The sequence below is a fragment of the Streptomyces sp. NPDC126497 genome (assembly GCF_040302425.1).
In the GTDB taxonomy this organism is placed as follows: domain Bacteria; phylum Actinomycetota; class Actinomycetes; order Streptomycetales; family Streptomycetaceae; genus Streptomyces.
Genome location: NZ_JBEORT010000079.1, coordinates 1 through 21,459 on the forward strand (window position 1 = coordinate 1; position 21,459 = coordinate 21,459).

General features: G+C 74.3%; 15 protein-coding genes and 1 pseudogene. 9 read left to right on the top strand and 7 right to left on the bottom strand.

The window, feature by feature from the left end:
- The 7 genes and pseudogenes from infB to ABTY20_RS26415 all read left to right on the top strand — a co-directional run.
- The coding region (gene infB, locus ABTY20_RS26390) for a translation initiation factor IF-2 (protein ID WP_351999544.1) at positions 1-2,417 on the top strand (2,417 nt) is incomplete at its 5' end.
- Between the two features lie 201 nt (positions 2,418-2,618).
- Positions 2,619-2,912: a DUF503 domain-containing protein gene (locus ABTY20_RS26395; protein ID WP_351999545.1), complete on the top strand. Its 294-nt coding sequence runs from the start codon at positions 2,619-2,621 to the stop codon at positions 2,910-2,912.
- Positions 2,913-2,961: 49 nt separating this feature from the next.
- The gene (rbfA, locus tag ABTY20_RS26400) at positions 2,962-3,411 is read left to right on the top strand and encodes a 30S ribosome-binding factor RbfA (protein ID WP_351999546.1); all 450 of its coding nucleotides are present in this window, start codon (positions 2,962-2,964) and stop codon (positions 3,409-3,411) included.
- Positions 3,408-4,313: a tRNA pseudouridine(55) synthase TruB gene (gene truB / locus ABTY20_RS26405; RefSeq protein WP_351999547.1), complete on the top strand. Its 906-nt coding sequence runs from the start codon at positions 3,408-3,410 to the stop codon at positions 4,311-4,313. Before rbfA ends, truB begins: the two co-directional genes overlap by 4 nt.
- A 245-nt stretch (positions 4,314-4,558) precedes the next feature.
- A pseudogene (locus ABTY20_RS35415) lies at positions 4,559-6,367 on the top strand (trypsin-like peptidase domain-containing protein); the annotation flags it as partial.
- Positions 6,368-6,512: 145 nt separating this feature from the next.
- Positions 6,513-8,369 (top strand): hypothetical protein, encoded by a 1,857-nt coding sequence (locus ABTY20_RS35420; RefSeq protein WP_502991889.1) that lies wholly within the window; start codon positions 6,513-6,515, stop codon positions 8,367-8,369.
- A 140-nt stretch (positions 8,370-8,509) separates the two neighbouring features.
- Entirely contained in the window at positions 8,510-9,463 is a 954-nt protein-coding gene (locus ABTY20_RS26415; protein ID WP_351999548.1) for a bifunctional riboflavin kinase/FAD synthetase, read from the top strand.
- Between the two features lie 50 nt (positions 9,464-9,513).
- On the opposite strand, the gene ABTY20_RS26420 is transcribed toward ABTY20_RS26415, so the two are convergent.
- The 7 genes from ABTY20_RS26420 to ABTY20_RS26450 form a co-directional block, all read right to left on the bottom strand.
- Positions 9,514-10,503 (bottom strand): ABC transporter ATP-binding protein, encoded by a 990-nt coding sequence (locus ABTY20_RS26420; RefSeq protein ID WP_351999549.1) that lies wholly within the window; start codon positions 10,501-10,503, stop codon positions 9,514-9,516.
- Positions 10,500-11,540, bottom strand: a complete 1,041-nt coding sequence (locus ABTY20_RS26425; RefSeq protein WP_351999550.1) for an ABC transporter ATP-binding protein — start codon at positions 11,538-11,540, stop codon at positions 10,500-10,502. Before ABTY20_RS26425 ends, ABTY20_RS26420 begins: the two co-directional genes overlap by 4 nt.
- Positions 11,537-12,451, bottom strand: a complete 915-nt coding sequence (locus tag ABTY20_RS26430) for an ABC transporter permease (RefSeq protein WP_351999551.1) — start codon at positions 12,449-12,451, stop codon at positions 11,537-11,539. The genes ABTY20_RS26425 and ABTY20_RS26430 overlap by 4 nt, the downstream gene beginning before the upstream one ends.
- Positions 12,448-13,521 carry an ABC transporter permease gene (locus tag ABTY20_RS26435; protein WP_351999552.1) on the bottom strand — a complete coding sequence of 358 codons (1,074 nt, stop codon included), beginning with the start codon at positions 13,519-13,521 and terminating at the stop codon, positions 12,448-12,450. Before ABTY20_RS26435 ends, ABTY20_RS26430 begins: the two co-directional genes overlap by 4 nt.
- 17 nt (positions 13,522-13,538) lie before the next feature.
- Positions 13,539-15,401, bottom strand: coding sequence for an ABC transporter substrate-binding protein (locus tag ABTY20_RS26440; protein ID WP_351999553.1), 1,863 nt, complete (start codon positions 15,399-15,401; stop codon positions 13,539-13,541).
- Positions 15,402-15,670: 269 nt separating this feature from the next.
- A complete protein-coding gene (locus ABTY20_RS26445) occupies positions 15,671-18,844 on the bottom strand; it encodes an SCO5717 family growth-regulating ATPase (protein WP_351999554.1) in 3,174 nt (1,057 codons plus the stop codon).
- A 677-nt stretch (positions 18,845-19,521) separates the two neighbouring features.
- Positions 19,522-19,833: a DUF397 domain-containing protein gene (locus ABTY20_RS26450; protein ID WP_351999555.1), complete on the bottom strand. Its 312-nt coding sequence runs from the start codon at positions 19,831-19,833 to the stop codon at positions 19,522-19,524.
- A gap of 243 nt (positions 19,834-20,076) precedes the next feature.
- Between ABTY20_RS26450 and ABTY20_RS26455 the strand changes: the two genes are divergently transcribed.
- Together ABTY20_RS26455 and rpsO are read left to right on the top strand one after the other, a co-directional pair.
- Entirely contained in the window at positions 20,077-20,937 is an 861-nt protein-coding gene (locus ABTY20_RS26455; RefSeq protein ID WP_351999556.1) for a class I SAM-dependent methyltransferase, read from the top strand.
- A gap of 142 nt (positions 20,938-21,079) precedes the next feature.
- On the top strand, positions 21,080-21,367 hold the full coding sequence (gene rpsO, locus ABTY20_RS26460) for a 30S ribosomal protein S15 (RefSeq protein ID WP_004924725.1): 288 nt from the start codon (positions 21,080-21,082) through the stop codon (positions 21,365-21,367).
- The last annotated feature ends 92 nt before the right edge of the window (positions 21,368-21,459 follow it).

The following is a 21,459-nucleotide window of genomic DNA, read 5'->3' on the forward strand; positions in this document are numbered from 1 at the left end:
GCTCGACCGGCATGGCCCGTCCGCAGGCTCCGCGCCCGCAGGGCGCGCGTCCCGGCCCGGGCGGTCCCGGTGGTGCCGGCGGTGCCGGTCCCCGTCCGCAGGCCCCCGGTGGCCAGGGCGGCGGTCCGCGTCCGCAGGCTCCGGGCGGGCAGCGCCCGACCCCGGGCTCGATGCCCCGTCCGCAGGGCGGTCCCCGTCCCGGCGGTCCGCGTCCCAACCCCGGCATGATGCCGCAGCGTCCCGCTGCGGGTCCGCGTCCCGGTGGCGGCCCCGGCGGCCGTGGTCCGGGCGGTGCGGGCCGTCCCGGCGGTGCCGGTCGTCCCGGTGGCGGCGGCGGTTTCGCCGGTCGTCCCGGTGGTGGCGGCGGTGCCGGTCGTCCCGGTGGCGGCGGCGGTTTCGCCGGTCGTCCCGGTGGTGGCGGCGGCTTCGGTGGCGGCGGCGGCCGTCCCGGCTTCGGCGGCCGTCCCGGCGGCCCCGGTGGCCGTGGTGGCACGCAGGGCGCCTTCGGCCGTCCCGGCGGTCCCGCGCGTCGCGGCCGCAAGTCGAAGCGGCAGAGGCGCCAGGAGTACGAGGCCATGCAGGCCCCGTCGGTCGGCGGCGTGATGCTGCCCCGCGGCAACGGCGAGGCCATTCGCCTGTCGCGCGGTGCCTCGCTCACCGACTTCGCGGAGAAGATCAACGCCAACCCGGCGTCGCTCGTCGCGGTCATGATGAACCTCGGCGAGATGGTCACCGCGACCCAGTCCGTCTCCGACGAGACGCTCCAGCTCCTCGCGGACGAGATGAACTACACCGTTCAGATCGTCAGCCCGGAGGAGGAGGACCGCGAGCTGCTCGAGTCCTTCGACCTGGAGTTCGGCGAGGACGAGGGCGACGAGGAGGACCTGGTGGTCCGTCCGCCGGTCGTCACCGTCATGGGTCACGTCGACCACGGAAAGACCCGCCTCCTCGACGCCATCCGCAAGACGAACGTCATCGCGGGCGAGGCCGGCGGCATCACCCAGCACATCGGTGCCTACCAGGTCGCGACCGAGGTCAACGAAGAAGAGCGCAAGATCACCTTCATCGACACCCCGGGTCACGAGGCGTTCACCGCCATGCGTGCCCGCGGTGCGCGCTCGACCGACATCGCGATCCTGGTCGTCGCGGCCAACGACGGCGTCATGCCGCAGACGGTCGAGGCGCTCAACCACGCCAAGGCGGCCGACGTCCCGATCGTCGTCGCGGTCAACAAGATCGACGTCGAGGGCGCGGACCCGACCAAGGTGCGCGGTCAGCTGACCGAGTACGGCCTGGTGGCCGAGGAGTACGGCGGCGACACCATGTTCGTCGACATCTCCGCCAAGCAGGGTCTGCACATCGACAGCCTCCTCGAGGCCGTCATCCTCACCGCGGACGCCTCGCTCGACCTGCGGGCCAACCCCACGCAGGACGCGCAGGGCATCTCGATCGAGTCCCGGCTCGACCGCGGCCGCGGTGCCGTGGCGACCGTCCTCGTCCAGCGGGGCACGCTGCGGGTCGGCGACACGATGGTGGTGGGCGACGCCTACGGCCGCGTGCGCGCCATGCTCGACGACAACGGCAACAACGTCGCCGAGGCGGGCCCGTCGACGCCGGTCCAGGTCCTGGGCCTGACCAACGTCCCGGGTGCGGGCGACAACTTCATCGTCGTGGACGAGGACCGTACGGCCCGTCAGATCGCCGAGAAGCGCGCCGCCCGCGAGCGCAACGCCGCGTTCGCCAAGCGCACGCGCCGCGTGTCCCTGGAGGACCTGGACAAGGTGCTCAAGGCCGGCGAGATCCAGCAGCTGAACCTGATCATCAAGGGTGACGCTTCCGGTTCCGTCGAGGCGCTCGAGTCCTCGCTGCTCCAGCTGGACGTCGGCGAAGAGGTCGACATCCGCGTCCTGCACCGCGGCGTCGGTGCGGTCACGGAGTCCGACATCGACCTGGCGATGGGCTCCGACGCCATCGTGATCGGCTTCAACGTGCGTGCCGCCGGGCGTGCCGCGCAGATGGCCGAGCGCGAGGGCGTGGACGTCCGGTACTACTCGGTCATCTACCAGGCGATCGAGGAGATCGAGGCGGCCCTCAAGGGCATGCTCAAGCCGGAGTACGAAGAGGTCGAGCTCGGCACGGCGGAGATCCGCGAGGTCTTCCGCTCGTCCAAGCTGGGCAACATCGCGGGTGTGCTCATCCGCTCCGGCGAGGTCAGGCGCAACACCAAGGCGCGCCTGCTGCGCGACGGCAAGGTCGTCGCGGAGAACCTCAACATCGAGGGTCTGCGTCGCTTCAAGGACGACGTCACCGAGATCCGCGAAGGCTACGAGGGCGGTATCAACCTCGGAAACTTCAACGACATCAAGGTCGACGACGTCATCGCGACGTACGAGATGCGCGAGAAGCCGCGGGCGTAACACCCCCCGGTGCACACCGGCCGGCGGGACCCACCCGGGTCCCGCCGGCCGGCGCGTGTGTGCGCGGGGCGCCGCGGCGCGGTCGGCGGACGCAATATCCGTCGATCACCCCCTCCCCTTCGGGGTACGGTTCTGATGTCCCCGCCCACCACGGACGGCGGGGCCACCGATCCCGTGCCGGCGGGTGAACCGGTTGCACACATGTATGTGGGGACGCTGTCCTTCGACCTCCTCCTCGGCGACGTACATTCGCTGAAGGAGAAGCGCTCCGTCGTCCGCCCGATCGTCGCCGAGCTCCAGCGCAAGTACGCGGTGAGCGCGGCCGAGGTGGATCACATGGACCTCCATCGCCGGGCCGTCATCGGCCTGGCCGTGGTGTCCGGCGACGCGGGGCACCTGACCGACGTACTGGACCGCTGCGAGCGGCTGGTCGCCGGACGCCCGGAGGTGGAGCTGCTGTCCGTCAGGCGGCGCTTCCACGGCGAAGACGACTGACGACCACAGCCCAGAGACACGCAGACAGGAAAGAACGGGAGACGGACCAGTGGCCGACAACGCGCGGGCGAAAAGGCTGGCGGACCTCATCCGAGAGGTGGTGGCCCAGAAGCTGCAGCGCGGGATCAAGGACCCGCGGCTCGGCTCGCACGTCACCATCACGGACACCCGGGTCACGGGTGACCTCAGGGAGGCGACCGTCTTCTACACGGTGTACGGGGACGACGAGGAGCGCAAGGCCGCCGCGGCGGGCCTGGAGAGCGCCAAGGGCGTCCTGCGCTCCGAGGTGGGCCGGGCGGCGGGCGTGAAGTTCACCCCGACCCTGACCTTCGTCATGGACGCGCTCCCGGACACGGCGCGCACCATCGAGGACCTCCTCGACAAGGCGCGCCAGTCCGACGCGAAGGTGCGCGAGGTATCAGCGGGCGCCACGTACGCCGGCGATGCCGACCCGTACCGCAAGCCGGACGACGACGAGACGGACGACACCGCCGAATGAACCGGAAGCACACCACGCCCGACGGCCTTGTCATCGTCGACAAGCCGTCGGGCTTCACTTCGCACGACGTGGTCGCCAAGATGCGCGGCATCGCCCGCACCCGGCGCGTCGGCCACGCCGGCACCCTCGACCCGATGGCGACGGGCGTCCTCGTCCTCGGCGTCGAGAGGGCGACCAAACTCCTCGGCCACCTCGCGCTGACCGAGAAGGAGTACCTCGGCACCATCCGGCTCGGGCAGAACACCCTCACCGACGACGCCGAGGGGGAGATCACCTCCTCCACCGACGCCTCCGCGGTCACCCGCGAGGCCGTCGACGCCGGTGTCGCCGCGCTGACCGGCGACATCATGCAGGTGCCGTCCAAGGTCAGCGCCATCAAGATCAACGGGGTGCGCTCCTACAAGCGGGCCCGGGAGGGCGAGGAGTTCGAGATCCCCGCCCGGCCGGTCACCGTCTCCTCGTTCTCCGTGTACGACGTCCGGGAGGCGGTCGCCGAGGACGGCACCCCGGTGCTCGACCTGGTGGTGTCGGTCGTCTGCTCCTCCGGCACCTACATCCGCGCCCTCGCCCGCGACCTGGGCGCCGGCCTGGGCGTCGGCGGACACCTCACCGCGCTGCGCCGCACCCGCGTCGGTCCGTACAAGCTGGACTCCGCGAAGACCCTGGACCAGCACCAGCAGGAGCTGACGGTGATGCCGATCGCCGAGGCCGCCACGGCCGCGTTCCCGCGCTGGGACGTCGACGGCCGGCGGGCCAGGCTGCTCACCAACGGGGTGCGCCTGGAGATGCCCGAGGAGTACGCCGGCTCCGGAGCCGTGGCCGTGTTCGGCCCCGAGAACCGGTTCCTGGCGCTGGTCGAGGACCAGCGGGGCAAGGCCAGGAGCCTGGCCGTCTTCGGCTGACGCTCCGGGGGATCCGCCCGTGGAGCGGCGTCACGGGATGGACGTGACGCCGCTCCACGGTCCCCCTCGGTTCCCCCACCCCAGGGTGTATCCATCCACCCCCGCCTGTTCACCCGTACGCGCGGGCGCTCGGAGTGAAGCGGGGGAGCGGAAGGGGGCGCGTTCACCGACGGATCTGTCCCGCTGATCATCCCGGCCCTACTGTCGCAGCCGAGGGCACGGATGCGCGACGGGAGGCTTCGACGATGCCGTCCCCCTACCGACCCCGCCATGAGCGGGAGACCCCGGACGACGCCCCGGACCCGTCCGAGGTCCTGGTCCGGCTGCACGACCTCGCCGGCCGGCCGCGCGGCACCGGCTTCGTGGCCGATCGCCACGGCACGGTGATCACCAGCCACGAGGCGGTCGACGGGCTGCCACGGCTCGTGCTGCACGCGGCGGCCGGCCGCCGGTGCGTGGTGACCGCGGAGGCGGTGACCCCGCTGCCCGCGCTCGGCCTGGCCCTCGTCCGCGGCGAAGGACTCGGCGTGGCACCGCTGCCGGTCACCACGCGGCGCGACGTCCGGCCCGGCACCTACGTGCGGATCGCCGCCGGAGGCTGGCGCGAGGCGCGCGTGCTGGGCGCGGACGCCGTGACCTACACCACCACCGACCGCGCGTACCTCCTCGACCATGCCCTGGAACTGGCGGTCGGCACCGCGGGCCGGGACGCGCTGCGGCTGGGCGGCGGCGGCGCCGGCGGCCCGGTGCTCGACGCCGTCACGGGCACCGTGCTCGGCGTCCTCGGCACCGCGCTGCGCCCGGCCGGCCGCGACGGGAGCTTCGCCGTACCCCTGCCCGCGCCGGCCTCCGCCGGGGGCCCGCTCGCCGAGCTGCTCGCCGTGAACGCGGCGACGGTCCCGGCCCACGGAGCCGATCTCAACCTCGCCGGGCTGGTGGAGCTCACGGCCGCCGCGGCCGGAGGGGACGGGCCGGCCGGAGCCGTGGAACCCGTCGACCGGCCCGCCGTACGCGCGGCGCTCGCCGCCTTCGAGCGGGGCGAGGCCGCCGTGCTGGGCCTGGTCGGACCCCCCGGCAGCGGTCGTACGACGCAGCTCGCGGCGCTCGCCGCCCGCCGGCACCGCGCGGGCCGGCCCACGCTCCGGCTGCGCGGTGCCGATCTGGCCGAGGGCGACGGATCGGTCGCGGACGCCGCCCGCCGGGCACTGGAGCGGGCCGCCGTCGTCGTCGGGGCCTCCCGCGCTCCGTTCCCGGCCGCCCCGGACGCCCTCGGCGACGTGGGCCCGGAGCGCCTGGCCCGGTTCGCCCGCACGGCCGGCCACCCCCTGCTGCTGCTCCTCGACGATCCCGAGGAGGCCGCGCTCCCCGGGCCGGCCGAGTGGGCCGCCGGGACCGTGCGGTGGCTGCGGGCGACGGGAGCCCGGCTGGTGGTGGCGTGCCGGGCCGAGTACTGGGAGGAGGCGGGGTTCCCGCAGGGGCGGCCGCGCCCCGACGCCCCCTCCGTCCGCGTGCCCCTCGGCGACCTCACCGCCGAGGAGGCCCGGGAGGCGCGGGTCCGCCACGGCGTCCCCGAGGGCGCGGTGGCCGACGCCGACGCCCGCCACCCCCTGACCCTGCGGATGCTCGCGGAGGTCCGGGCCGCCCTCCCCGACACCACCGCCGAGGTCCCCGTCGACCGGGACGACGTCTTCTCGGCCCACCTGGCCCTGACGTGCCTGCGGATCGCCGTCCGCCTCGCCGACGGGAACGGGACGCGCGGCACCGCCGTGCGCCGGCTCGCCGCCAGGGTCGCCGGACGGGTGCACGAGGCCGCCCGGCGCAGCCTCGGCACCGGTCACGGCGGGCTGGACCGGAAGGCGTTCGACGCGGTGTTCCCCCCGGGGCCCGCCCCCGGCCGGCTCGGCGGCGGCACCGGCTGGGCCTCGGCCGTACTCGCCGAGGGCCTCTTCGTCCCGGCCGGGACGGCCTGCTACCGGTTCGCGGACCAGGAGCTGGCCGACTGGCTCCAGGGCGCCCACCTCGACGTGGACGACGCCCTGCACGCCCTGGTCCACACCGCTCCTGCCACGGCCCCCGCCACCGCCCGCGCCGTCCGCCCCCCGCGTCCCGCGGCCGAGGACGGCTCCCGGCCCGCCACCGGTGGCGGGAGTGCCGCGGAGGGCGCTCCTCCGGCGCCCGGGCGCCGGACCGGTGGGACCGGTGGGCGCCGTGCCGTGCGGTCCGCCCGGGCCGCTCCCGGCGGTCGGGACGCCGTCGAGGGCCCCCTCCCGCTGTCCGGCGGCCGGCCGTCCTGCTCCGCCCGCCGTCGCCCTCGACCCCTGGACCGTCGCCGGTCCCGATCCCTGGGCCGTCGCCGACGCCGACTACCGGGCCGCCCACGCCCCTCCCCTCCCGACCGGGACGGCCGCAGGACGCCCGGCGCCGTCCGCGGCCGGCCTCCCTCTCCCACCGGCCCGCCACCGGGCCGCCCCCGTCCCCGAAGCCGCCCCTCCCACCGCCCCCGTCCCGCACCACCGCATCGGTGTCGTCATCGAGGCCCTGCTGTTCCTCGCACGGCGGTACGACAGCCGGCGGCTCTCCTCCCGGCTCACGGACCTGGTGCACGCCCTCGACGCCGATCCCGGCTCCTGGTGGGCCGCCCGGCTGCTCGGCGGAACCCTCGCGCGGGTGGCCGACGCGACGCCGTACACGGACGTGCTGCGGCTGCTGGCCGACCGTCTCGTGGCCTGGCGGGAGCAGCGGCGGGACGTGCCGCCGGAGCTGGGGCCCGCCTTCTGGGACGCTCTCCGGCTGCCGTCGGGGACACGGTGCGCACTGCTGCGCCGGCTCGTCCACGCCGACGGCCCCCCGTGCGAGGACGAGCCCCGCTTCCTCGACGCCGCCGCCCGGCTGCTCGCCGCCGACCCCGTCGCCGTCCTCCCGTACCTGATCCGCTGGTTCGAGGACGAGCGGCCGCTGCCCGCCACCCCGCACGCGACCGTGGCGACCGCCGCGCAGGCGCTGCTGCACACCCACCGGCACGCCGCCCCGGACGCGCTGACGGAGGCGCTCGCCGACAGCGGGCACCGGCGGGCCGGCCAACTGCTCGCCGCGCTGGCGGAGGAGGAGCCCGCGGCGATCTGCAGGGCCGTCGACCGGTGGGCGAAGGACGAACGGCCCGCCCGCCGGGCCGCGGCGATCGCCCACGGGCTGCGGGTCGCACCGTACGCGCGTGACGACACCGACCGCACCCTGCTGAGGTACGCCGCGCTCGCCGTCCTCGTCCGCACCGCCGACCGCGGGCTGCACGGCGGCGCCCTCGCCCTGCTGGTCCGCGACCCGGACAGCAGGGACCGCCACCTCCCGCGGGCCCTGGAGCACTTCGCGGCCGGCGCCCCCCACCTCCCGCCGAGCGCGCTCACCCCCGCCCTCGACACCCACCCGGGGCCCGTCCTCGACGCCTTCCGGGCCGGGCTCGACGGGGCCGGCGCGGGCGAGGTGTTCCGTGCCCTCGCCGACGCCGCCCCGCCCGCCCTGGCCCGTCCGGTGGCCGCGCTCGTGCGGGAGGCGGTGCAGCGGCGCCCGGAGCTGGCCGGAGACGTGGCCGCGTACGCCGACGGGCGGCTGGAGCGGGGTCCGGCCGCCCGTGCCGTGCTGAGGAGCCTGCTCACCGGCCTGCTCGACGGCGGCCCGCCACCCCTCCGGCTGGCCCTCGCCGGCATCCTCGCCGGCCCCGGGACACCCGCCTCCCGCCCGTTGCGCCGCGAGCTGCTGGACACCCTGCTCGCCCGCGAGTCCGACCCCGCCGTCCTGGAGGCGGTGCTGCGCGCCGCGGCCCGGAACACCGGCCCCGAACCGCGCGTCCTCGTCCACCGCACCGGGCTGCTCCTCGCGCGCACCGCGGAGGGTGCCGCCCGCTTCGACCGCTGCCTGGCCGACCTGGGCCGCCACGTGCCGGGCTTCGCCGCCGCCGTGGCCGGCTGGCTGACGGACGCCCCGCGCGAGTGGGCCGCGCTCATCGGACCCGCCACCCGCCGGACGATCGGGGACCCGGCCGGCGCGGGAGCCCCCGTCTGACCCCGGCCGGCGCGTGCGCCCCGTCACACAGCCCCCATGCCGATGCGAGCCCCCGGCACGCGGCATGGCACCCTTAGACCTGCGCGGAGAAGTCCACGGATCCGGTCCGTTCGACAAGGTTTCGACAAGGAGCAGGCACAGTGCAGCGCTGGCGTGGCTTGGAGGACATCCCCCAGGACTGGGGGCGCAGCGTCGTCACCATCGGCTCCTACGACGGAGTCCACCGGGGGCATCAGCTGATCATCCGGCATGCCGTGGACCGTGCCCGGGACCTCGGCGTCCCCGCCGTCGTCGTCACCTTCGACCCGCACCCCAGCGAGGTCGTCCGCCCCGGCAGCCACCCCCCGCTGCTCGCCCCGCACCACCGGCGCGCCGAACTCATGGCCGAGCTGGGCGTCGACGCGGTCCTGATCCTCCCCTTCACCACCGAGTTCTCGAAGCTGTCCGCCGCCGACTTCGTGGTCAAGGTCCTGGTCGACAAGCTGCACGCCAGGGCGGTCGTCGAGGGCCCCAACTTCCGCTTCGGCCACCGGGCCGCGGGCAACGTGGAGTTCCTCGCCGAGCAGGGCGAGGTCTACGACTTCGACGTCGAGGTCGTCGACCTGTACGTGAGCGGTGAGGCGGGCGGCGGCGAGCCGTTCTCCTCCACGCTCACCCGCCGCCTGGTCGCCGAGGGCGAGGTCGGGGGCGCCGCCGAGATCCTGGGCCGCCCGCACCGGGTGGAGGGCGTCGTCGTCCGGGGCGCCCAGCGCGGCCGCGACCTGGGTTTCCCCACCGCCAACGTCGAGACGCTCCCGCACACCGCGATCCCCGCCGACGGTGTCTACGCCGGCTGGCTGCACGCCCAGGGCGAGGCCATGCCGGCCGCGATCTCCGTCGGCACCAACCCCCAGTTCGACGGCACCGAGCGCACCGTCGAGGCGTACGCCATCGACCGCGTGGGCCTCGACCTGTACGGCCTCCACGTCGCCGTCGACTTCCTGGCCTTCGTGCGCGGCCAGGCGAGGTTCGACACGCTCGAGGCGCTGCTGGAGCAGATGGCCGAGGACGTCGAGCGCTGCAGGCAGCTCGTGGCCGCGGCCGGGAAGCCGTAGGCCCCGTCGGCGTACCTCCGCCGGGCAGGCGAAAACGTGACGACGGCCCGTCAGCTCTTCCCGGCGCGCGCCCAGTGGCACGCCACCCGGGCCGCACCGTCCCCGTCGAGGATCCCCGGGTCCCGGCCCCGGCACGCCTCCGCCACCCCCGCCCGGTCCGCCTCGCCGCCCGCCAGGATCTGGCAGCGGACGTGGAACCGGCAGCCGGACGGGACGCGGGACGGGTCCGGGGGCTCGCCCGTGAGGACCACCGGCTCGCCCGGTGCCTCGGGGAGGACCGACAGCAGGGCCCGGGTGTACGGGTGCCGGGGCGCCGTCAGGACCTGCTCCACCGGCCCGGTCTCCACGATCCGGCCCAGGTACATCACCGCGACCCGGTCGGCGATGTTCCAGGCCAGCCCCAGATCGTGCGTGACCACCAGCGCGGACAGGCCCAGCTCGGCGCGCAACCGCAGCAGCAGGGCCAGGATCTCCCCGCGTACGGACGCGTCGAGGGAGGCCACCGGCTCGTCGGCGACGAGGAGTTCGGGTTCCAGCACCAGCGCGCCCGCGATCACCACGCGCTGCCGCTGACCGCCGGACAGCTCGTGCGGATGGCGCAGGAAGAAGCGCTCCGGCGGGCGCAGCCCGGCCCGGGACAGGGCGTCGGCGACCAGGGCGCGCTCGTCACCGCCGTGACCGTGGATGCGCAGTCCCTCGGCCACCGCGTCGTACACCGTGTGCCGCGGGTTGAGCGAGCCGCTCGGGTCCTGCAGCACCAGCTGCACGCGCCTGCGGTGCGCCTTCAGGGAGCGGCCGGAGTACTCCAGCGGCCGTCCGTCGAAGACGACCCGGCCCGCGGTCGGTTCGACCAGGCCCAGCAGGGCGCGGGCCAGTGTCGTCTTGCCGCAGCCCGACTCGCCGACCAGGGCGACGATCTCACCGGGACGGATGTCCAGGTGGACACCGTCCACGGCCCGGGCGCCGGGGGCGCCGGGCCGGCCCGGGAAGGCGACGCGCACGCCCTGGGCGCTGAGGAGGGGGGAGACGGAAGGGTTCATGGGGTGCCGGGCCTCGTTTCCTCCGTGGCGTCCGGGTCGCCGGTCGCCGTACCGGGGCGGGGACCCGACGCGTCGGGCGCCGTGTCCTGCGCGGTGACCCGCACGCACGCCGCCCGCCGGTCCGGGCCCGCGCTCCGGAGCGGTTGGTCCTCCGTGGCACAGGCGTCCAGTGCCACCGGGCACCGCGGGTGGAACGTGCAGCCCGACGGCAGCGCCGCCGGATCCGGCGGATCACCCGGCAGACCACGCGGTGCGAAGCGCGACGCCGGATCCCCGACGCGCGGGAACGCGGCCGACAGCGCCTGGGCGTAGGGATGGCGGGCGGCCTCGTACACCTCACCCGCCGGACCCTCCTCGACCACCCGGCCCGCGTACATCACCGCGAGCCGGTCGCAGGTGCCGGCGAGCACCGCCAGATCGTGGCTGATCATGATCAGCCCGACGTCCTGGTCCGCGACCAGGTGCTCGATCAGCCGCAGGATCTGTGCCTGGATCATCACGTCCAGCGCGGTCGTCGGCTCGTCGGCGATGATCAGCCGCGGATCGCAGGCCAGCGCCATGGCGATCATGACGCGCTGCCGCTGGCCGCCGGAGAGTTCGTGCGGGTAGGCGGCCGCGCGGGCGGCCGGAAGACCGACCTGCTCCAGCAGTTCCCCGGTCCTCTTCCGCGCCCCGGCCGGGGTCGCCCGCCGGTGCAGCAGGACCGGCTCGGCGATCTGGTCACCGATGCGCCGCACGGGGTTGAGGGAGTGCATCGCCCCCTGGAACACGATGGACGCCCCGGCCCACCGGACCGCCCGGACCCGTCCCCACCTCATGGTCAGCACGTCCTCGCCGTCCAGCAGGACCTCGCCGTCCACCCGGGTCCCGGCCGGCAGCAGCCGCAGCAGTGCCAGCGCCAGGGTGGACTTGCCGCAGCCCGACTCCCCGGCGATCCCCAGCGTGCGGCCCGTCTCCAGCCGCAGGTCCACCCCGCGCACGGCGGCCGCCCCGTCCGCGTACGTGACCGTCAGCCCCCTGACGTCGAGCAGGCTCAACGGGACACCCCCAGCCTGGGGTTGAGGACGGACTCCACGGCCCGTCCGCACAGCGTGAACGCCAGCGCCACCACGGCGATGGCGATGCCCGGCGGTACCAGGTACCACCAGTGCCCGGCGCTGACCGCACCCGCCTCCCGGGCGTCCTGGAGCAGTCCGCCCCACGACACCACCGTCGGATCGCCGAGCCCGAGGAAGGCCAGTGTCGCCTCCGCCAGGATCGCCGAGGAGATGATCAGCGTCGTCTGCGCCAGCACCAGCGGCATCACATTGGGCAGCACGTGCCGGGACATGACGTGCCAGTGCCCGCCGCCGAGCGCCCGCGCCCGCTCGATGTACGGCCGGGCCTCCACCGCCAGCGTCTGCGCCCGCACCAGCCGGGCCGTCGTCGGCCAGGTCGTCACCCCGATCGCCACGACGACGGTCAGCAACGAGCGGGACATCACCGTGGCCAGCGCGATCGCCAGCACCAGGGTCGGCATCACCAGGAACCAGTCGGTGATCCGCATCACCACGGTGGCGTACCAGCCCCTGAAGTGCCCCGCCGTCACCCCGATCACCATGCCGATCACCACCGACAGCACCGCCGCGAGCAGCCCCACCAGCAGTGACACCCGTGCGCCCCAGATCACCAGGCCGAGCAGGTTCCGCCCGAACCGGTCCGCCCCGAGGGGCAGTTCACCGCTCGGGCGCTCCAGCGGGCTGCCCGGCGCGTCGGTCACGTCGTCCACGTCGGAGCCGACGATCAGCGGAGCGGCCAGGGCGAGCAGCACGAACAGCGTGAGCGTGACCAGACCGAGGACGCCGGCCCGGTGCGTGCGGTACCGCCGCCAGAAACGCGCCGCCGAGGTCCGGCGCCGCTGCCACGCCAGGGCGCGGGGGCGTGTGGCCCGCCCCTTCCCGGTCGTCATCGGCCCACCCGGGGATCGAACAGCGGATAGAGCAGATCGGCGAGCGTGTTCATCACGATGACCGCGGCGGCGAACACGAAGAACAGCCCCTGCACCAACGGCAGATCGGGCACGCTCAGCGCCTGGTAGAACAGCCCGCCGAGGCCCGGCCAGGAGAAGACCGTCTCCACCAGGATCACACCGGCCACCGTCCGTCCGAGGTTGATGAAGATCAGTGTCACGGTCGGCAGCAGCGCGTTGGGCACCGCGTGCCGACGCCGTACCAGGTCGTCGCGCAGCCCCTTGGCCCGCGCGGTGGTCAGGTAGTCGCTGCCCATCTCGTCCAGCAGCGCCGACCGGGTCACCAGCAGGGTCTGCCCGTACTCCACGGCCACCAGCGTCACCACCGGCAGCACGAGGTGGTGCGCCACGTCCACGACGTACGCGAAGCCCTCCTCGCCGCCCGACTCCATGCCACCGGTCGGGAACAGCCCGGGCAGCGGGCCGATGCCCACCGACAGCGTGACGATCAGCAGCAGTCCCAGCCAGAACGACGGCAGGGAGTAGAGGACCAGTGCCAGCCCGGTGTGGAACCGGTCCCCGAACCGCCCGTGCCGCCACGCCGACCGGGTGCCGAGGACGACGCCGAGCACCGTGTACAGCACGAAGGCGGTACCGGTGAGCAGCAGCGTGTTCGGCAACGCCTCCGTGATCTTGTCGAGCACGGGCGCGTTGAACTGGTACGACGTCCCCAGATCACCGGTGAGCGCCTTGCCGCAGTAGTCGGCGAACTGCTGCCACAGCGGCAGGTCCAGCCCGAACTGCTCCCGGTAGGCGGCCAGTTGCTCGGCCGACACCTGACGGCCGCCGGTCATGAACTTCACCGGGTCGCCGGGGATCATCCGGAAGACGAAGAAGCCGGTGACGAGGACGGCGAGGAGGGACACGGCCGCGCCGGCCACCCTGCCCGCCACGTACCGGGGGTAGGCGGCGGGGGCACGACTGCCGGCCGCCGGCGGCCCGTCCTTCGGCGGACCGGCGGCGGTACCGGTGCGCCCGCCGGCGGATGCGGATGTCGCGTCGGAGGTCATGGGCACCCGCTCGCCGCCTACTCGCGGTCCTCGGCCGTGGCCCGTCGCCGCAGCGCCAGGAACGCCCCCAGGCCCGCGAGGACGACGACACCCGCGACGATCCCGAGGACCACGCCCGCCGACGAGGCGTCCCCGTCCGTGTCACCGGAGTCCGCCGGCACCGCCGACCACCAGCTCCAGTAGCCGTCCTGGCCGTAGATGTTGCCCGCCTTCGCCGGCATGGTGGTGATCGACTCGATCTGGTCCGTGCGGTACGCCTCGACCGCGTTCGGATACGCCATGACGTTCATGTACCCGAGGTCGTACAGCCGTGACTCCATCCGCTTGACGATGTCCGCCCGCTCGTCGGCGTCGTACTCGGCGAGCTGCCGGGCGTACAGCTCGTCGTACGTCCTGTCGCAGATGAAGTTGTCGGTCGCGCCGGTCTCCTCCGGGGTCGCCGGGAGCGCCGCGCAGGTGTGGATGGACAGCACGAAGTCGGGGTCCGGGTTGACCGACCAGCCGTCGAAGGCGAGGTCGTACTCGCCGGCGAGCCAGGGATCGGTCACGTTGTCCAGGCAGTCGAGCGTGACCCCGATGCCGAGGTCGCCCCACCACTCCTCGAGGTACTGGCCGATCGCCTTGTCGTTCGGGTCGGTGGCGTGGCACAGCACGCGGTAGTCGATCGGCCTGCCGTCCTCGCCGACCCGCTTGCCCTCGCCGTTCTTCCGGTACCCGGCCTCGTCGAGCAGCCGGGCCGCCTCCGCCGGGTCGTACGCCAGCTCCTGGTCGGCCGACGGCTCCCAGAAGTACTGCGGGAAACGCGGCGGGATGTAGCCGGCGCCCTCCACGGCGTAGCCCTGGAACACCTTGTCGATGATGGTCTTCCGGTCCACCGCCCTGAACAGCGCGTTGCGCACCCGCCGGTCGAGCAGCGAGGGGTGCCCGTCACCCATTTTCTCGCCGTTCCTCGCCCTGGCGCCCGGGTTGGCGGCGAGGGCGTAGAAGCGGCGTCCCGGCGCGTCGTTGACCCGGATGTCCTTCTCGCCCTTCAGCGAGTCGGCCTGGGCGGGCGTCAGGGACGGCGACCCGGCGACGAAGGACACCTCGCCCTTGCGCAGTGCCGACACCGCCGCGTCCTGGTCCTTGTAGTAGCGGAAGACGAGCTCGTCGAACTTGGGCGCCCCGCGCCAGAAACTCCTGTTGGCCTTCAGCCGCACGTAGCTGTCGGCCTTGTAGTCGGTGAGGACGAACGGCCCGTTGCCGACGACCGGGAAGTCCTTGTCGTTGTTGAACTTCGTGTAGTCGTCGACCTTCTCCCACACGTGCTTGGGCACGATCGGCACGTCCAGCGCCGTCATCGTGGCCTGCGGCTTCTTCAGCCTGATGACCAGCCGGGTGGGGCTCGGCGCGGTGACCTTCTCGAAGTTGGCGACGAAGCTGCCGTTCGCGGTGGCCGCGCCGGGGTCCGTCATCATCGTGTTGAACGTCCAGGCGGCGTCCTCGGCGGTGGCCCGCTCGCCGTCCGACCAGCGGGAGTCGGAGCGGATGGTGTAGGTCCAGGTCAGCTTGTCCGGCGACGGCTTCCACGCGGTGGCCAGGCCCGGGACGACGTGGTTGTCCTCGGGGTCGTAGTTCGTCAGGTACTCGTAGGTGAGCCGGTGGATGCTCGTACTGAGCAGCCGCACCGCCAGGAACGGACTGAGCGAGTCGACGCTCTGCGCCACCGCGACGGTCAGCACCTGCTTGCCGTCGTCGGCCGCCCGGGCCTGCGGCGGCGCCGGGTTGAGCGGGGTGGCGAGCCCGGCGCTGAGGGTGAGCGCGGCGGTGCCGGCCGCCAGGACGAGCCGGGTGCGGCCCGGGGCGCGGTGGTGGCCGCCGTACTGATCGTTCGTGTCCATGGTCGCTGACCTCGCGTCATCGCTCGCACGGGAAGGATGGGTCGGATCAGATGAGTGCTGAGTGTGTCTATCAGCGGCCACTGCGGGCGTCAACGGCGCGAACACCCCATGTGGCCTGCGGAAACAACGAGTTGACAAACGATCCGCGCCCATTGGTCGAGACCACTGAAGCGCTGCTGGCCAGAGGCTGACGACGGGTTTCGGCCCCGCACGCGAGAGCGGCCCCTCGGAGGAGGGGCCGCTCTCGCGTGCGGGACGGACGCGGTGTCCTACTGCTGACCGGGGTGCGGAGGATAGGGCTGTCCCGGGGCCTGGCCCTGACCCGGGGCCTGGCCCGGGACCTGCGGGTACGGCTGCCCGGGCTGCACCGGGGGCTGTCCCGGGTGCGGGTGGTGCTGTCCGGGATGCGGTTGCGGGGGGTACGGGTACGGCTGCCCCGGCACGGGCTGTCCGGGTACCGGCTGTCCCGGCTTCGGCGGCTGTCCGGGGAAGGGCTGGCCCGGCAGCGGCGGGGCGGCGACCGGCGGCGGGTTGCCGTCGGAGGTCCACAGGCCGTGCGACTGCTGATGGCGCACGAAGTCCTCGGCGACCAGTGCCGCGAGGTTGAAGTAGGCCTCCCGCACCTTCGGCCGCATCATGTCGAGGTCGACCTCCGCGCCGGCGGCCAGGTGCTCGTCGAACGGTACGACGAGCACGCCCCGGCACCGGGTCCGGAAGTGCGCCACGATGTCGTCGACCTTGATCATCTTTCCGGTCTCGCGCACACCCGAGATGACGGTGAGGGAGCGCGAGACGAGGTCCGCGTACCCGTGCGCGGAGAGCCAGTCCAGCGTCGTGCTGGCACTGCTCGCACCGTCCACGGACGGCGTGGAGATGATGATCAGCTGGTCGGCGAGGTCCAGCACCCCGCGCATGGCGCTGTAGAGCAGTCCCGTACCGGAGTCGGTGAGGATGATGGGGTACTGCTTGCCGAGCACGTCGATCGCGCGCCGGTAGTCCTCGTCGTTGAAGGTCGTGGAGACGGCCGGGTCGACGTCGTTGGCGATGATCTCCAGCCCGGACGGCGCCTGGGAGGTGAACCGCCGGATGTCCATGTACGAGTTGAGGTACGGGATCGCCTGCACGAGGTCACGGATGGTGGCCCCGGTCTCGCGCCGCACCCGGCGGCCGAGCGTGCCGGCGTCCGGGTTGGCGTCGATCGCGAGGATCTTGTCCTGCCGCTCGGTGGCGAGGGTGGCGCCGAGGGCGGTGGTGGTGGTCGTCTTGCCGACGCCGCCCTTGAGGCTGATGACGGCGATGCGGTAGCAGGACAGCACCGGCGTGCGGATCAGCTCCAGCTTCCGCTGCCGCTCGGCCTCCTCCTTCTTCCCGCCCAGCTTGAAACGCGAACCGCCGGCCGCGGGGCGACTGCTCTTCGGCTTCTGCTTCCTGCTGTTGAGCAGCCGGTCCGAGGACAGCTCCACGGCGGCGGTGTAACCGAGGGGCGCCGCACCGGGATGGGTGGGCTGCCGCTGGTCGTGCTGGACGGGCTGCGGCCAGGCGGCGCCGGCACGCGGGTCCACGGGCTGCTGCGGCGGCACACCGGGCTGCGGCTGTTGCTGCTGCGGGGCGGGCTGCTGCGTCGGCTGCGGGAAGCCGTACCCGGCGGGCTGGGCCGGGGGCGTCGGGACGGCCCCCGGCTGCGGGAAGCCGTACCCGGCCTGCGGGCCGGGCACGGGCGGGGTGCCGGGCTGGGGCTGGGGCTGGGCGGGGGGCTGCTGGGGGACCGCCGCACCGGGCTGGGGCGGCGGACCGTACCCGGCCTGCGGTGCGGGAGCGGGGGCGCTCCCGGCCTGCTGTGCCCCCGGCTGCGGGAAGCCGTACCCGGCGGGCTGGGCCGGGGGCGCCGGGGCGGCCGGGGTGTCGGGCCGGGGCGGTGCGGGGGGCTGCGCAGCCGGTGTCGGGACGGTCCCCGGCTGCGGGAAGCCGTACCCGGCGGGCTGCTGGGGCGCCGGACCGGCGGGCGGGAAGCCGTACCCGGCGGGCTGGGCCGGGGGCGCCGGGGTGTTCCAGGCGGCGGGCGCGGACTGTGGCGCCTGGGGCTGGAACGGCGGTTGCTGGGCAGGGGCGGCCGGCTGGTCCTGGGCTGCCGCGGGCCGGTGCTGTGCGTCCGTGTCCGCCGGCCGGGCGGGCCACTGGCCGGCCGGCGCCGGGGCGGTGGGGTACGCCGGCGGCACCGTAGGCACGTCCCGCGGTGCCGGGGGAGTCCAGACGGGCGGTCCGACGGGCGCGGCCGGGACGGCGTGCCGGGGCTCGCCGCCCTGGGGAACGTCCACGGGCACCGCACCGGCGGACTCCGCGTCGTCCACCGGCTCCGTGTCCTCGGGGCCGGCAGCCGCCGGCGCGTCCGTCGCCGGCACGTCGTCGGCGGACACCGTGTCCTCGGGTCCGGCCTCCGGCTCCACCGGCGCGGCCTCGTCCTCCGCGTCCTCCGCACCGGTCACCGGGGAGCCGGACTCCTCGGTTTCCACGTCCCCGTCCGTGACGTCGTCGGAACCGGAGACCACACCGGCTGCGGGCCCGTCGGCCGTACCGGACGCCTCCTCGGCGTCGTCCGCGTCCGACGGGTCCACCGGGCTGCCGGACGTCTCCGCGTCCTCCGCGGTGTCCTCGGCGCCGTCGTCGGTCGCGTCCTCACCGTCGGACGGCTCCGGCCGCACCTCGCCCTCCGCGCCCGCCCCGTCCTCCGGATTCGCCTCCGCTTCCGCCTCGCGTTCCGCGATCTCCCGCTTCAACGCGGCGGCGGAGAAGCGCATCGTCGCACCGCTCTCCAGATCACCGCTGTCGGCCCCGAACCCGCCGACCGGGATGTTCGGCACCGCGGAAGGGGAGACCGGGCCCGGCTCCTCGGACTCCTTCTCCGCCTCCGGACGCTGCGGCTCGAACCCGCTTCCCACCGGCAGCTTCGGCACGGCGGCAGGACCCCCGGACGGCGGCGTCGACGGCGCGGGCGGCGTGAACGGGGCAGCGGGCGCGGGGGCGGGCGGCGTGAACGGGGCAGCGGGCGCGGGGGCGGGCGGCGTGAACGGGGCAGCGGGCGCGGGCGCCGGCGGCGTGAAGGGCGCCCCCGGCGCCGGCACGGGCGGCGGCGCCGGAAGGGACGACGGCCCCGCGGACCCCATCGCGTGCGGCGGCGGAGTCAGTCCGGGCAACGGCGGAACGGGCCCGCTGGAGGGAGTGGAGGAAGGAGCCGGAGCGGACGAGGAGCCGGAGGAGTCGGAGGAGTCGGAGGAAGAGGACGACGCCCCTGACTCCGAACTCCCCGAAGCGTTCTGCGTGTACCAGGCCGGCGGCGCGTAGTCGATGGTGAACTCGCCCGTCGTCTCGATGGCGGACTCCGCGTCGGGCTGGTCATCGCCGGGTGTCGCCCAGCCCCCGCGCGTCCCGTCCCGATCGCTGCTCACAGTTCCTCCTGATTGGTCGTGCACCCTCATGCCACGCTGGGGCGACCGTGTTTGTCGTCCGAAGTGCTTCGCAGTGATCCGAAGCCGCTCGAGGTCGTGTGAGGTCCTCCGGCGCCACCGGTTTCCCCCGCTCTCCCCCGGGACGCCGCCGCCCGGTTCACGGGTTCCGGCGTCACGCCCACTCCCAGCCTAATCACCACACGCCCCGCGACGGCAGGCCCGCCCACCCACCACCCGTGCCCTTCCCGGAGGCACAACGGACCACGGCCGAGGGGCAGTCGCCCGGAATCCACGCATAAACCGGGCATGACCGGCATGCGTATGGGCGTGAGGTGAAAGCAAGGTGACGAAACGGCAGGAGCCGGAGAAGGAGTCCGTCCCCTCCGGCGCGTACCTGCGGGCTCCGGGCCTTCCGGTGGTCCCCGGCGCCCGGTCGGGTGGCGGGTGCTCCGCCGGGATCACGGTCGGTCCGGGCCGGCCCCACGCACGTCGGGCGAACGGCGGCGGTCCGCCCCGGGGGGCGCGGTCCGGCGGCCCCGGCGGACCCCCGCCTCCTCGCACGCGCGGACCGCGGACGACGGCCGGGAAGGGGGCCGCGCCGGTGCCGTCGACCGGGGCCACCCTGTCGGCCACCGTCGTCGGGGGCGGAGGACGTCAGGTCCCCGCCCCGACGACGGTCACTCGGCGGCCGCGGCCTCCCCGGGCGACGGCTCCAGGTCGAACTCCCCGTCCCGCGCGCCCAGGACGAAGGCGCGCCACTCCGCCTCCGTGTAGCGCAGCACCGTCTCCGGATCGAGCGACGACCGCATGGCCACCGCGCCGGCGGGCAGGTAGGCGATCTCCACCCGCTCCTCGTGCTCCTCCGTACCCGGAGCGGAATGCCACTCGACGCCGGAGATGTCCAGTGCGTACAGCTCGTCCCGCTCGCGCTCCTTGCGCGCCTTGATTTCCTCGGGCGTCTCGCGCTCCCGGTCCGGCAGATCAGCCATGGCGGAACGGTGTCCTCTCGTGACGTACGAACGATCCACGGTCACAGTACTGGGCACCCCCGCGGGGGACGCCCGACCGATGACCGGATCGGACAGTACCCGCCCTGAACTCGCCCGTGGCCGCTTCGTAGTTGGTTCACCCCTGCCAAGCGGCCGAAGTGGCTCCGGGTACGGGGCGTGTGGTAGCGCGCGGGGCGACCCGCCGGGGTGGCGGAGGCCCCGGCGGCGGGCGATCGTCGAGTCATGGAGGAACGGCGGTTCGACGTGTGGACGGCCGGGAGCGCCTACGAGCGGTACATGGGCCGCTGGAGCCGTCCCGCGGCGGAGGAGTTCGCGGTGTGGCTCGACCGCGCCGGTGACCTGCGGTGGCTGGACGTGGGATGCGGCACCGGTGCGCTGTCGGCGGTGGTGACCGCCCGGTGCGGGCCCCGGACGGTGCTGGGCGTCGACCGGTCCGAGGGGTTCGTGGCCGCGGCCCGGGCCGCGGTCCCCCTCCCGGCGCACTCCGTCGTGGCGGACGCGATGTCGCTTCCGGCGTCCGGCGGAACGTGGGACGTCGTGGTCAGCGGCCTGACACTGAACTTCCTTCCCCGGCCCACCGCGGCGGTGGCCGAGATGACCCGGGTGGTCCGCCCGGGCGGCCTGGTCGCGGCGTACGTGTGGGACTACGGCGAGGGCATGGGATTCCTGCGCCGGTTCTGGGACGCGGCCGTCGCGGCGGACCCGTCCGCGGCCGCGCTGGACGAGGGCCGTCGGTTCCCCGTCTGCCGTCCGGAACGGCTGGCCGAGGTGTGGACCGGCGCGGGACTCGTCGACGTGGCCGCCGTCCCGATCGAGGTGCCCACGGTCTTCACCGACTTCGCCGACCTGTGGGAACCCTTCCTGGCGGGGCAGGGCCCCGCACCCGGCTACCTGGCCTCCCTCACGCCGGCCGGCCGCGACCGGGTGCGTGACGCGCTCGACGCCGCGGTCCCCAGGGGGCCGGACGGTTCCATCGCGCTGACCGCCCGGGCCTGGGCGGTCAGCGGCCGGAGGCCGGAGGCCGGTCCGCCCGGCGGCGGGGGAGCGGACCGGGGGCAGTCGACGCCCTGGTACCCTGAGTGACGGCCGTGTGTGTACGCACCCCCGGAGCGATCCCGCTCTGGAGGCCGCGCCCAGCGGATCCCCGCCTTCCGAGTCATGGAAGACCCCCCGAGAAGCAGACCGGGGGCGCTCGGTGGCCATTCACAGACCATGAGGAGTACGCGTGTCGCTCGACGCCGCAGTGAAGAAGCAGATCATCTCCGAGTTCGGTACCAAGGAGGGCGACACCGGCTCCCCCGAGGTCCAGGTCGCGCTGCTCTCCCGTCGGATCTCCGACCTGACGGAGCACCTCAAGACCCACAAGCACGACCACCACTCCCGCCGTGGTCTGCTCATCCTGGTCGGCCAGCGCCGCCGGCTGCTGCAGTACCTCGCCAAGAAGGACATCCAGCGCTTCCGTGCGCTGGTCGACCGCCTCGGCATCCGCCGCGGTGCGGCGGGCGCCAAGTAAGACGCCGTGAAGGGAGCGGTTCCCTCGAGAAAGGGGGCCGCTCCCTTTGCTGTACGTGCGGAGTGTCACCACCCCTTTGTAGTGTGGTAGCA